A 12,624-nucleotide genomic window follows, 5' to 3' on the forward strand; every position below is an offset into this window, starting at 1 on the left:
TCGCTGTTGGATTCCTGGTCAGTCGAACAACCGGCCCACAAGCGCGCCCTGGCCAGACTGCAGGACGTGCGCGGTCCGTAACGGTATCCAGAAGCACTCGAACCGGGTGGGCTCCTGCTCGCCGTCGTGGTCTTCCTGGCTCGCCCACCGCTCGGGCGTCGGCCCGTGCAGCGCCAACTCGAAGACGTGCCGACGCTGAATCTCAAAGCGGAGCGGGCTGATGTCGTACTCGATCTCCCCCAGCTTGCGCACGACGCTGAAGCCCGTCAGTCCGGTCTCTTCGCGGGCCTCGCGCAGCGCAGCGTCCGCCGGATCCTCACCGGGGCGAACGCTGCCGCCGGGCACCTGGATGCCCACCTCCTCGTAGCTGAAGTCGGTGTGGCGGAAGACGAGCAAGTGACCTTCCCGCACGACATAGCAGAGAACCTTCTTGGTGAACACCTTCTCGGGCACGGCGCCTTCCCCCACTCCTTTCCTCTGGTGCGTCTACCCGGGGTCTGGCAGGTCCGTATCGGGCAGGCCGAAGATGGCTTCCTGAGCCGCTCGGGCGAGGGTGGCCTGGGTGGTGGCGGGTAGTCCGAGCCTGTTCCAGTGGAAGATCACGTGCAAGGCGATTACTGCCCGCAGACCACGGGTGAGGGTGCCCCTTTCCCGTTGGCGATGTAGAGCTGCGCCGGCGTGTGCGAATGCGGTGTGCCAGTCGCCGGAGGTGCGAGGTGCGCCGAGCAGCAGGCTCCGAACGTCTCCGGTGAACCTCTCCCACCTGGGGGCATCGGTTGGGCGTGCCTGGTTGAGGTGTGCTGCGCGGTGCTCGACGACTTGGGCCCAGACGTCGCCTTGCTCGTTGAGGTCCAGCCCTGCTTCGCGCATCAGGGCGGTGCACAAGATCAGCGAGTGTTCGCGCCGGGTGGTGGGGTGCTCGTGGAGGTAGGTGAGGAGGTGCCGGCTGTCGTGGTGGAACAGCGTGTGGGCGGTGGTCATGGCGTCGTGGCCGCCGAACGCGTGGGTTTCGGGTTCGTAGATGTCACCGGCCCAGGTAACCCCTTCGGTGAGAAGCCGGCGGGACTGACCCCCGCTCTCCGGGCTTCCTGCGGGGAGGTAACGGATGCGCCAAGCGCCTTTGCGGATGAACCACCAGGAGGAGATCAGGCCGGCAGTCTCGGCAGCGGGAAGCACTCGGCTGAGGTGGGCGACGGCCTGTTTCTCGCGCTCCCGGGCGGTCTGGCCGGGGTAGCTGATGTTGACCTGGTACCAGGGGGTGTGGTCCATGGATGGCTCTTTCAGGTGAGGAGGAGACAGGCGTCCCAGGCGGTGGCGACGGCGGTGACGAGGTCGGCGCCTGCCCTGCCATCGAGCAGCCCTTCGGGCTCGTTGGTGGTGGGGGCGGTCTGCCGGTGGAGATCTTCTACGGCAGCCAGGGGTATCAAGGTGAGGGCATCGGAAGCGATGCGGCGGGCGGTGGCCAGCAGTCCGGCGGTGCCGTGGCACAGGCTTCGGTCGGTGAGCCGTCGAAGTTGTTCGGGGTCGGTGACGCAGGTGGTGAAGGCCGTCTCGGCGAGGCGCTGCCGAGTGGTGTCGTGCAGGGCTTGTGCGGCGAGTTGCTGAGCGCGGGCTATGCCGGGGGTGCCGTAGCACCAGGACGGCCGCAGCGGGGTTCGCTGGGCTGGTGTTCCGCGGTGTAGGTCGGTGAGGGTGATGGTTTGCGGCCACCAGATCGTGCCGTCGGTGTGCTGCTGCCAGGCGTCCAGCCATCGGCTGATGCGGTTGATCGCCGTGGTGTGTCCGGCGACGGTGATGCCGTCGCGGAGGGTGAGGGCGAGCAGAGCCAAGGGACCGGCGATGCCGTGCGCCATACCGAAGTTCGCGTGACCACCGAAGGGCGGTGGCTGGCGGCGTTCAGACCCGTTCCAGCACCACCAGCCGGGCAGTTCGTCGCACGGTTCGGTGAGCCGCACGAGGTAGTCCAGGACCTGACGGAGCAGGTCGTGATCGCCGAGCCTGCGCAGGACGACGCCGAGCCCGGTCAGCCCGCGGATGAGGTCGTACTCGGCGTAGTGCGGCTGCTCGTGGCGGTCGATGCGACGGTGGGCAGTGTCGAGTCGTCGGCGGGCCACCGTGGCGGTGCCGTCGGCGGTGACCGCTCGTGCCTGGGCGAGCCCCGGATGGTCGGTGATGGCGAGGACGAAGGCGAGTGCGGGAGCGCCGTAGAAGAGGCTGGCTCCGTCGCTGATGCTCACGCCACCGGCGGTGGCGTCGCGCAGTGCCTCGCATGCTGCCGGCCTGTTGCCGGTTTCGAGGTGCAGCAGGGCGATGCCGGCCGCGCCGTCGGCGAGGGACTGTCCCGTGGTCACGGCTTGAGCCTGGCGAGGGTGGTGCGGGCGATGGTGCGGGCCAGCCGCAGGCAGTGCCGTTCGGAGGCGGGGTCGACGCCGATCATGCGGGCGTGGTGCAGGTGCAGCAGGTCACCGAGCACCTCGTCGGGGTCAAGTCCGTCATCGGCGACCAAGGAGCGGTAGGCGACCAGCGCCGCCGCGAGTTGCTCGTCATGGACTGGGCGCTGGGCGTGTTCGAGCTGGGCGGGGTCGAGGCGGGGGCCGGTCCGGTGGGCGACGTGGGTTGCGAGCCAGCGCGGCCCGTCGCCGGTGAAGCTGTCGGCGATAGCGATCATCCCGGCGGCGATGGCGGCCTGTCGGTCGCCGGTGAGCCGGTGCAGGGCGGCGCGCGAGTCGGCGGCGAACACCCGCTCGGCGGCGGCGAGGGTCGCTGCGGCGCCGTGGCGGGTTTCGGGGCGGTACGGGTGCAGGCTGTAATCGTGGACGACGGCGTCATCGTGCAGGCGCTGCACCCAGCCGGCGAGATGGCGGGTGGTATCGGCGAGCCCGTCGGTGTCCGGAAGTGGGATGCGTAGCCGCAGGTGCGGCTCAGGATGGGGATACCTCAGGAACCACCAGCCGGCTGGTAGGTGGCTGGCGGGGCGGCCGGCGAGGTCGGCCAAGATGTCGTCGAGCCGACCGTGTAGGTGTGCCTCGATCCACCGTGACTGCCCTGGCCAGTGCTGAACAGTGGTGGCTGGTCGGGCTGGTCGGGCTGATTGAGCGGCCGGCGCGGGGTGGGTGAGTGTGAGCAGGAGTTCGGCGGGGCGGTCGTCGATCCAGCCCGCTGGACCTGGAGCCTCGGTGATCACGGTGCGGGGATGCCGGTCGAGGTGGTCGCGTAGAACCGCCAGGTGGGCGGGGTTGTCCAGGTCAAGGCGTAGGCGTATGTCGTCCTCGCCGACCAGGACCTGCTCCGGGATGTGCCGTTGGTGGCGGTGTCGCCGCCAGGCGTCACACCACTGCGCCCATGCTGTCCCCTGAGCGGGAAGCGCGGTGTGGTCGACGATCCAGCGGGCGGGGTGCACGATGGTGCGTCCCCGTCGCAGGCGGGGTAGGAACGGCAGGCCGCTGGCGTGTCCCCAGTCGAACCGGCTGCACGGTGCCGTCCACGCGGTCCAGATCTCGGCCAGGAACCGCATCAGCGGCTGCTGCAGGGTAGGCAGCAGGACGCTGTTGAACAGCAGCGGCTCGACGGGTTGACCGGTGGTCAGCGATACCAGCCACAACCGGCGTCCGTCGCCGGTCACCGCCAGATCCTCAAGCGTGTACGGCGGTGCCGGGTGGAAGTCGCCGACAGGGAGGACGGGTAGCAGCTCGGGCGTCCGGGCTACTGCGGTGAGGCGGGTGTCAAGGGGTGGTCCGGACAGCTGCAGCGGGGCCGCGCCGGGCAGGGCGGTCGGCAGATTTCGGTACACCTGCTGGAATCCGGCGAGTTCGGCGGGGGTGAGCAGGTGCAGGAACCGGGCCGCGGCGACCCCGGCGTGGCGGGACCCGCTGAGCACCGTCAGGGTGAACGCGCCGCGGTCCAGATCGCGCGGAGTGTCGGCGGCAAGGGCAGCCCGCAGTTCGGTGTGCGGAATTGGCGGCCGGTCGTCATTCCCGCGGAGCCGGTCGATCAGCGCGTCGTCGAGCACCACTTCGGCGCAGCCGTCGAGGGCGGCCTGCTGCGCGAGCTGTCCGAGCACCCGGTCGCGGGCGGTGAACAGCGCTGGGGCGCGGCGAGTGGATCCCCGGTAGCCGGCCGGAAAACCCAGCACGTTCAGCACCTCACGGATGGGGACAGCCGCTCCTGGACCCCATCGCTCGATGAATGCGTTGTGGTACTCGGCCCATCCGGGGGTAGGTGGTGGCGCTACCGCCACGAGGGTCGACGCGGCCCGCTCCGCCTCGTGCAGGACCGGCGGGGGCAGGGTCACGGCGATGTCGGCACGTAGGTCGACGGCGGTCCGGCTGCCCGGCTCCGGAATGACGCAGTGGCGGGCGACCTGAGCGGCCGGGTTGGTGGCGGTCATGGGCGGGCGGAGAGCCGACAGCAGCACCCCGGTGTGAACCAGGTCGGCCAGCAGCCGCTCGGCGTCGGCGATGCTGGCGGGTACAGCGATCGTCTCGGCGAGGTCGGCGAACCTGACCGGGGACCGCGCCGCCTGGATCGCGGCCCGGATCGGGCTGGTTAGGCGGACCTCGACGTCCCACCGCCGATCGTCGCTGGCGTGGGCACAGGGCAGCACCCACCTGTCGCCGCGCCGGTATCCCAACGAGTTCGTCACGACGGGGACGGTGCGCAGGGTGGCCAGGTCGTGTTCGGCCCGCGCGGTGTGCTCGGCGATGAACTGGCCGTCGGGTCGGGAGACCGCGCGATGGGCGTCGCCCAGGAGGACCGCCGCGCGAGCGCCGAACTGGACCGGGGCGACACCGGCGAACGTGCCGAACGGGGTCGCACGGGTGGTCCAGCGCAGCAGGTACCGGACCGCTGACTGCACCAGGCGCCGCAGCCGCTGCCGAGGCACCGGCTCCCCGCTCAGCGCGCGTTGGATCTGGTCGGCCAGCTGCGGCGCCGCGCCGGTAACGGCTGCCGCGAATCCGGGCAGCGTCCACGTCTTGTCCAGCCACTCGCGCCACTGATCCGGATGACCGTGGGCCATGTTGGGCCAGGGCGGCAGAACGAGGCCCTTGGGGTAGGCGGCGATTCTGATCAGCGCCGCACCATCTGCGGGAACCATGAGGCACCACCGAATCGTCGGGCCCGGCGTGCGCGACGCCGGGCCCGATCGTGAGAGGAACGGATGGGTCAGTTGCCGCCGTCGCACTTCGTGGTGCAGGCGTTGGAGCCGGTGTTGCCGGAGCCGCACCCGTCGTCGGTGGCGGTGGCGTAGCCGCCCGCGGTGGGGCCGGCGTCGACCAGGCTGACGTCCAGGACGAACTCCGAGGTTTCCGTGTCGTTCATGTGCTTTCCCTTCTATGCGGGGGTGAAGGTGAGGACGAAACGGCTGTGCCGCTTGTCCAACACCGTCCCGGCCGGCAGGTCGCCGTCGGGAGTACCAGCGGGCAGGACGTGCAGCACCGGCGCGGGGCTACCCGAATCCAGCCACGCGCGCATCTGTCCGACCATCCGACCGGCCGCCGACGCGGCGTCGGGCCCATGCGCACAGGCGCCGAGGTCAAACATGTCGTCGTCGTTCCAACGCAGCGTCGAGCGGTAGCAGAACGCGGCGTCGGTGAGGGCGGCCGGTGTGCCGAAGCGCCACGCCGGGGCGACGACGCCGGCATCCACGGCCTCCTGCTGGGCCGTGAGAACGACGAACTGCTGTCCCGCATCGGTGATGCGGGTCGCCAGCCACAGGTCGAGGTCGGCCAGGACGGTACGAGGGGGCAGGCTCACCCCGGCCCATGCCTGCGTCTGCGGCCCCGCCAACAGCTCACCTACGGCGTGGCGGTTGACCTGCTGGTGCTCGTCGAGGCGCAGGTGAGCCCCGTCAGCGATGTCGACGTACCGCACCTGATGTGCTCCGGCGCCCTGCATCGATACGAACCCGCACAGTCGTTGGCTGTGGCTGACCAGCTGGTCCCCCGTCCGGCGCATCGCCCATGAGCGGGTCATCCCGAACGTCCGTAGCGGCACGACGAGCGTTCCGTTCTTGGCGAGCTGCGCGGTCCAGGCCGGTGAGATGTCCCAGGCGCCGACCGTGACGATGATCAGGTCGTATGTGCGGCCCGGGTTGACCGGTTGCTCGGCGTCCGCGCACACCACGGCCACGTCGTCGTAACCCGCCGCGGTTAGGCAGGCGGTGGCCCGGTCAGTGACCTCGCGATCGATGTCTATGGTCGTGACCGAGCCCTCGGGGCCGACCAGCTCGCGCAGCAGCGCGGCGTTGTATCCGCCGGAACCGATCTCCAGGACGTGCCGACCGGCCAACCCACCGTCGACGGCGTCGGCGGCCTGACCGAGCATCTCCGCGATGAGCCACGGCGCCGACACCGAACTGACCGCCTCGTCGCCGATCCGCTTGGTCACCACGGCCTGGTCGGCCCGGTACGCCTCCGTAAGCGCGGCATCCGGCGTGAACAGATGACGTGGCACGGACCGTAGTGCCGCCTCCACCTCGGGCCGCATGACCAGCCCTTTCTCCATGTGATCAGCGATTAGCTGATCGACCATTGCGGCGTGGAGGTCCTCGCCGCTCGCCGTGTCGACACTCATTCGGGTGCTCTCCCTCTCCATCAGGACCTGCCGATCGGGTGGTCCGCCGTACCGCTCTTCTCGGGCCCAACAGAGCGTCAAGCCGCTGGACTCGCCAAGTCACACGGGTATCTCAAGTCGATGTTGTGCCGGTCGAAGGTCGCGTCCTGCTGGCGGTCATGGGTGCCCGGGTAAGCGCCCAATGCCCATGGGCATGATCGTTCGTGCGGCGGGAAAGCCGGGGCGCAGCCGTTGTACCAAGATCGCGGCGCGGAGCGGACTCCTGCTGCACTGCAGCCTCCCGTGCTAAGTCGGTGGCGGATCTGACGAGCAGCCAACGGCACGTCTCCACACTCGCCCGTCGAGCCGGTGCAGTGAATGCCGAGCATGCGGACGAAGCGGCTGTCCGCATGTGCGCACCGGTGAGCGTCCCGTACCTACGCACCTCGGTGTTCGTGGTTGCGCCGCGCTGAACATCGAGTGACCCTATGTGCGCGATAGTCACGCTGATCATCGCCATAGTGGTGCGCACAGTCCCGAGGAGGCGGTGCTATGGGCCAGACCCCGCGGATGCTCCAGCCGTCCCTGTCCGAGCGCCACTTCTTCGGTGCCGAGCTGCGTCGGCTGCGGGAGCGGGCCAACCTCTCCCAGGCGCGACTCGGCGCGATGATCCGCTTCAGCGCCGACCTGGTGCGTCGGATCGAGACAGCGGACCGTTTCCCATCCCGGGAATTCGTCGAGGCCTGCGACAGGGCGTTGGAAGCCGGAGGGGCCTTAACCCGCCTGCTACCTCTTCTCGAGGAAAGTCGCAACAGCGAGAACATGCGGGCAACTTCCCCGAGCGGTTCTGGCAACGCAGACACCCTGCTGCCCACCCATTTAGAGGAGAAGCCCGGGGTGGCGGGCATGGTCGTCCGTGTTCCCTTCCAGCCCGGTGTCCTCGATCGCGCCGCCCTTGACTGGCTGAACGCTGCGGCGGACCCCCGGCCGCCCGTGGTCGGACGACCCCGATCGCCTGACCAGGTTGACGAAGAGGATCTTCATGCGGCGGAGACCGCTCTGGCGATGTTCCGGCAGTTGGACCACACCCACGGCGCCGGACGAGTCCACGCGCAGGTGCAGCGGTACGTCGAAGGCGAACTCAACCGGCTGTTGGCGAACACTCCCACCTCCGAGGCTGTCGGCCGGCACCTCTACACGCTGGCGGCGGGATTCTTCGAGCTCTGCGGGTACCAGGCGGTCGACACCGGTGCCCATGGCCTCGCCCAGCGCCGCTACCTCCGCGCTCTACGTCTGACGGAAGCCGCCGACGACCGCCCGTACGGCAGCTACCTGCTCGCAGTGAACATCGGCCACCTCGCACTGCACTGCGGCCATCCCGAGCCAGCAGGCAGGATGGCGCTGACGGCGGTGAGAGGAAGCGAGACCCAGACGACGCCCGCCGTGGCAGCCGCGCTGCACGCGGTGGTGGCGCGCACGCACGCCCGCCTTGGACGCGAAGACGACTGCCTGACCCACCTCGACATCGCGGAAAGGCAACTGGCCCGTGCCAAGCCCGAGGACGAGCCGGCGTGGATCGGATACTTCGACGCGGCGTACCTCGCCGACGAAATCGCCCACTGCTTCCACGACCTGGGCCGACCGCAGCACACCCAACGGCACCTGAGCGACGCCCTCACCGCCCTGAGCCCCACCCACGTCCGGCGACTCGCCATCGACACCGCGCTCCTGGCCTCGTCGCTGGCCGCCGCCGGCCGCATCGACGAAGCCTGCGCCACCGCACGCGAGGCAGTCGACCACGCCGCACGAACCACCTCACACCGCTGCCTGCAGCGCATCGTCGAGGTGCAGGCCGACCTCGAGCCCTACCGGTGCGAGCCGGAGGTCCGCGAGTTCGGCGAGTACCTGCGTCACCGACTACCGCTGGCCGCCGTGTAGCCCCCCGTTAGTCGTTGGCCGCATCCGCCATCACCGAGCGGTAGTGACCCAGCTCCGCCTCCAGCGCCGCGCCCGCTCGACGGGACGACGCCACATAGTGGCCGACATCGGCAAGAAGCAACACCTCAGGTGCCATGCCGAGAGACGTCAACTCGTCGGCGAGTTCACGGACATCCTCGACCACGGCCACCTCGTCGGCGGTGCCATGAATGAGCAGCACCGGCCGTTGGACAGCAGCGGCACGGACCCGGCCGGCACCACCTCGCAGCCGCAATGCGTGCGCCCGCTGGAACCGGGGCACCGTCTGCGCCCACCGGTCAGGATCCACGATCGCCGACACGGCCGTGGCAGCGGCGAACGGGCCGTCCTGGGCCACCGCGTGCAACGCGGTGTAGCCGCCGGCGCTGGCACCACGGATGAACACCTGCCCCGGCACCGCCCGTCCCGTCGACAGCAGGTGAACCGCCACCGCCGCGCAGTCGCCGACATCGTCCAGGCCCCACCGGCCGTACAGCGATTCCCGGAACGCGCGGCCGTACCCGGTGCTACCCAGGTAGTCGACATCAACAACGGCGAACCCGCGGCTGGTGAAGAATTGTGCCTGCCAGTCCAGGCGCAGCAGGCAGGACGCGGTCGGCCCGGGATGCGCCCGGACGATCACCGGTGCCCGCCAGTCCGCCGCCGAGCCCGTCGGCGGATACACCAGGGCATGGACCTCCCGCCCACTGGCCACTCGGACGCGCAGCTCCGTTGGGGTCGATACTCGCGCGCGGTCGAGTGCGGCGTGCTCCGGCCTGGCAAGCACCTTCACCTGGGGGTCAGCCTCAGCCAGGTCTACGAGCGCGACCTGTGGGGCTACGGTCGGCGATTGTCCGATCAACGCCACCGTCGTCCCGCGGGGGGCGAGGTACGGCTTGATCGACGTGTACGGCAGGTCGACCGGGCGGACAGTGCCGTCGGGCTCGATGGCGACAAGGCGGTGTCGCGGCCCCTCCTGCACCACCAAGACAATCCGACCATCGTCGAGGAAGCCGTACGACGCGTAACCCAACTCCCACGGCTCCGCAGCGCACTCACCCGCGATCGGAGCCACCGCCTCCACCCTGTGGCCGTCCCACCGGTAGAGGTTCCACCAACCGCTGCGGTCCGACACGAAGTACAACGCCCCGCCGGGTCCCCACCGCGGCTCTACCGCAGACTCCTCCGGACCGCCGGCCAGTCTCACTGCGCCGTCGACCTGATGACGCGGCGAGTAGGATGCCACCCATATCTCACACGCGTCCCAGGGCATGTCGCGCTCGCTCCACCTGGTCCAGGCCAACCAACCTGGACCCGGCCGAGGCGCACCAAGAAACCCCGGGGATGAGACGAGAGTTCGCACCGTCGGAGCACCGGTGAGCGACACCGCGACGAGTTCGTCACCCTGCTCCGACTCCCGCACAGCCAGCAACTCGCCGTCGCCGACCGTCAGGTCACCGAAGGATCCATGAGCGATCAATTCGGGTTGATCGTCGGAACGACGACTCCGGTAGAGGCCATCTCGGCCGACGTACCACAGCGTCCCCTTGGCAGCAGCGAAAGATCCACCCCCGTAGGCGTGAACGCCGCTGGCGACATCAAAGCCCTTCGGACTGACATCACGCTTGCCCTCGCCGGACCGCCATCGTGTCACCGCCGTGCAACCGCCGGCGTCGGGACGGGTCTCCAGCCAGTACAGGGCGTCATCACCCATACGCAGTTGGTCGTAGCTCACCGAGGCGCGGACGGCGTCTTCCACCGACACTTCAGCGATCCTGTCAGCCGGCCTCACGGGTCCTCCTCGAACAACTGCACGCGGGGCGGACGACGGCGGTCTAGTCAATCGATTGCCGGGACACCGGGACGGCCAGGTCTTTCGTACCGGTGTGCGGGCCTAGACGGTCGACTCTACGTCCGAGCGCCGTGCCCCTGCCCCCGGGCGCGCCCCGCAGACTGCCTCCGCCCGATCGCTCTCCCTGGGGGCAAAGTCGATACGGACAACAGCTCCCGTTCAGCCTCACTCCTGATCATGCCTTGTGTCTCAACAGGAGGCCGTGATGGTCGGCGAAGGAGCGAACGAGGTCTTCGAGTACGGCTTTGCCCTGGGCTGCGGTGGCGTGGGACGGCAGGCCGATGACGCCGCTGGCGGTGTAGCCACTCATGCCCTGTGTGAGGAGGTGACGCCGATCGTCCACTAGATGGTCGGCATGCTGGAAGCCGTCACGCACCACCTCGGGCGCGACGTGCAGGAGCAGCGAAACCTCGAGCTCGCCCGCGTGCATGTCCTGGTGGGCTGTGCTGTGTAGGCCTGCGGCCACTCGGGCGTCGTCCCAGTCGGCCCGAGAGGGGAACAGAGTCATCCTCGGTCCGGCGACGTTGGCTTCCTGAACGACGTTGGCAAGCGCGTAGTTGCCGCCGTGCCCGTTGATCACAGCGAGCTGATTGATGCCTGATTGACGCAGGGAGGCGGCGATGTCACCGACCACGGCGGCGAGCGTGGTGGCGCTGATACTAACCGTTCCACGCCACGCCGCGTGTTCGTGGGAGCAGGAGATCGTCACGGGCGGCAGCAGAAAGAGGTCGTAGCGCTCGGCGACTGCCTTCGCGATCGCGCATGCCACGATGGTGTCCGTCAGCAGCGGCAGGTGGGCGCCGTGCTGCTCAAAACTACCGACCGGAAGGACCGCGACGGACGCTGCTCGCTCGGACTCCTCGGTGCTCGTCGCCGTCGTGATCAGATCCACGGGCTAATGGTTGCACGCTTCAAGAGTGGCCTGCCGATAGGCGCGCACGAAGGTCGCCGCCTCCGGAACGGCTGTCTGCTGGCGCAGGGCCACCGCCGTCGGGTTCAACCAGCGCAGAGCCCGCGCGGACGAGGTACCCGTGGCCAAGGCCAATGCGTTGGTGGCCTCGACCGCTGCGCGCTCAACGTCGCCACTGTTGACGTAGGCGGTGGACAAGGCCGATCGCCACAGGGCCTCATCGACGCGCCACTGATCTGGCCATTGGCGCAGGAGTTGCTCGTAGAGATCGGCTGCAGCCGCCGGTTGACCGAGGAGAAGACGGCACTGCGCTTCGTGGGCAGCCACATACACCAGGTCGCAGTGGGCACCAACATCGACCGGCAACGCCGAGCCCCAATCGGCGCGGCCGGCGATCCTGTGCGCCTGGTCGATGGTGGCTGCGCAGGCGTTCTGGTCACCTCCCATCGCGTAGGCCTGGGCTTGGCGGACCAGCAGTAGAGCGCGGATGCGGCCTGGTAACCGAACCTCGTCCAGCGCCCGCTGCGCCAAGGCAGCAGCATTACGCGGGTCGAAGCGCTCAAGGGCTCGTTGGCTCTGCCTCATCAGGACATAGCTGGCAAGCGCCGGCGCGTTTGCCTCGACGGCGTGCCGCTGGGCGCGTCGCAGCCAGGCGTCGGCCTCGGCGGCGTCGCCCTGCTCGTCGATCCAGCTGAGGAACTCCGCCCACAGCGCCTGCGCGATTAGTACGTCTCGGCGGTCGGCTGAACGGCTTCGCCGCCCGATGGCGGCTGCGACGCCAATCTGCGCATGGGCAGTGGACGCCATCCCGACATATCCGGTGCGGTTTCCGGCCACGGCCAGACTGGCGAGCTGCTCGTGCCACGAACGGAGCAGGTCGGTCTTGTCGGGGTGATCGATGGAGGCCCGGAGTTGGCCCTCCGCACCCTCGGCCAAGCGGTAGCCCGCACTGGTAAGGCGGCGCGCACTCTCCAGGTCTGCCAGGAAGCGGGCCAGCTCGCCACCTGTCTGCAGTGCGCCCTCACACGACTCGACGAAGCGGGCGGACGGCCAACGTTCGGCCTTCTCCACCTTGCCGATGAGGTCCCCACTGACGTGCACCAGCCTGCCTAGAGCACGCTGGGACAACCCGCGGCACTCTCGCCACTGCCGAAGCGCGGCACCGAACCCATGCAGCGCCGACCGATGCGGGCTCAGCTGTCGTGGAGTTTGCGCCACCGGTACTCCTGGGTGCCGTCTGTCCGTCGCTGCCAGACCCGGACAGGTCTGACCGTACGTGGTCGAACGCTACGCGGACAGTTGCATGCGGACAACGCCGTATGTCCGCATCAACGGTATCGACTCACCTAACCCG

Annotated in this window: 9 protein-coding genes and 1 pseudogene; 1 reads left to right on the top strand and 9 read right to left on the bottom strand. The window is 69.2% G+C overall.

Annotated elements, in window-relative coordinates:
- Positions 1 to 18 precede the first annotated feature (18 nt).
- The 6 genes from ACN27C_RS04315 to fxlM form a co-directional block, all read right to left on the bottom strand.
- Positions 19 to 453 carry an NUDIX hydrolase gene (locus ACN27C_RS04315; RefSeq protein ID WP_120573994.1) on the bottom strand — a complete coding sequence of 145 codons (435 nt, stop codon included), beginning with the start codon at positions 451 to 453 and terminating at the stop codon, positions 19 to 21.
- Positions 454 to 486: 33 nt separating this feature from the next.
- Entirely contained in the window at positions 487 to 1,269 is a 783-nt protein-coding gene (locus tag ACN27C_RS04320) for a thiopeptide-type bacteriocin biosynthesis protein (RefSeq protein WP_120571806.1), read from the bottom strand.
- 11 nt (positions 1,270 to 1,280) lie between these two features.
- Positions 1,281 to 2,351, bottom strand: coding sequence for a lanthionine synthetase C family protein (locus tag ACN27C_RS04325; RefSeq protein ID WP_422750478.1), 1,071 nt, complete (start codon positions 2,349 to 2,351; stop codon positions 1,281 to 1,283).
- Positions 2,348 to 5,095, bottom strand: coding sequence for a lantibiotic dehydratase (locus tag ACN27C_RS04330; protein WP_422750479.1), 2,748 nt, complete (start codon positions 5,093 to 5,095; stop codon positions 2,348 to 2,350). The genes ACN27C_RS04325 and ACN27C_RS04330 overlap by 4 nt, the downstream gene beginning before the upstream one ends.
- A gap of 68 nt (positions 5,096 to 5,163) precedes the next feature.
- On the bottom strand, positions 5,164 to 5,319 hold the full coding sequence (fxlA, locus tag ACN27C_RS04335) for an FxLD family lanthipeptide (RefSeq protein ID WP_082171195.1): 156 nt from the start codon (positions 5,317 to 5,319) through the stop codon (positions 5,164 to 5,166).
- A 12-nt stretch (positions 5,320 to 5,331) separates the two neighbouring features.
- Positions 5,332 to 6,573 carry a methyltransferase, FxLD system gene (fxlM, locus tag ACN27C_RS04340; protein ID WP_422750480.1) on the bottom strand — a complete coding sequence of 414 codons (1,242 nt, stop codon included), beginning with the start codon at positions 6,571 to 6,573 and terminating at the stop codon, positions 5,332 to 5,334.
- A gap of 531 nt (positions 6,574 to 7,104) precedes the next feature.
- On the opposite strand from fxlM, the gene ACN27C_RS04345 reads away from it, so the two are divergent.
- A complete protein-coding gene (locus ACN27C_RS04345) occupies positions 7,105 to 8,490 on the top strand; it encodes a helix-turn-helix domain-containing protein (RefSeq protein ID WP_422750481.1) in 1,386 nt (461 codons plus the stop codon).
- Here ACN27C_RS04345 and ACN27C_RS04350 read toward each other — a convergent pair.
- The 3 genes and pseudogenes from ACN27C_RS04350 to ACN27C_RS04360 all read right to left on the bottom strand — a co-directional run bounded on the left by ACN27C_RS04350 (position 8,463) and on the right by ACN27C_RS04360 (position 12,488).
- A pseudogene (locus ACN27C_RS04350) lies at positions 8,463 to 9,652 on the bottom strand (alpha/beta hydrolase family protein). The gene ACN27C_RS04345 and the pseudogene ACN27C_RS04350 overlap by 28 nt on opposite strands.
- Positions 9,653 to 10,535: 883 nt before the next feature.
- A complete protein-coding gene (locus ACN27C_RS04355) occupies positions 10,536 to 11,252 on the bottom strand; it encodes a creatininase family protein (RefSeq protein ID WP_120571808.1) in 717 nt (238 codons plus the stop codon).
- A gap of 3 nt (positions 11,253 to 11,255) precedes the next feature.
- Positions 11,256 to 12,488, bottom strand: a complete 1,233-nt coding sequence (locus ACN27C_RS04360; protein WP_422750482.1) for a helix-turn-helix domain-containing protein — start codon at positions 12,486 to 12,488, stop codon at positions 11,256 to 11,258.
- Positions 12,489 to 12,624: the final 136 nt, after the last annotated feature.

Source organism: Micromonospora sp. WMMD1219 (assembly GCF_049315215.1).
In the GTDB taxonomy this organism is placed as follows: Bacteria; Actinomycetota; Actinomycetes; order Mycobacteriales; family Micromonosporaceae; genus Micromonospora; species Micromonospora tulbaghiae.

Excerpts from the sequence above, each read along its gene's own strand:
- fxlM (WP_422750480.1), bottom strand. The coding sequence starts at position 6,573 with ATGAGTGTCGACACGGCGAGCGGCGAGGACCTCCACGCCGCAATGGTC.
- fxlA (WP_082171195.1), bottom strand. The coding sequence starts at position 5,319 with ATGAACGACACGGAAACCTCGGAGTTCGTCCTGGACGTCAGCCTGGTC.
- ACN27C_RS04330 (WP_422750479.1), bottom strand. The coding sequence starts at position 5,095 with ATGGTTCCCGCAGATGGTGCGGCGCTGATCAGAATCGCCGCCTACCCC.
- ACN27C_RS04320 (WP_120571806.1), bottom strand. The coding sequence starts at position 1,269 with ATGGACCACACCCCCTGGTACCAGGTCAACATCAGCTACCCCGGCCAG.
- ACN27C_RS04345 (WP_422750481.1), top strand. The coding sequence starts at position 7,105 with ATGGGCCAGACCCCGCGGATGCTCCAGCCGTCCCTGTCCGAGCGCCAC.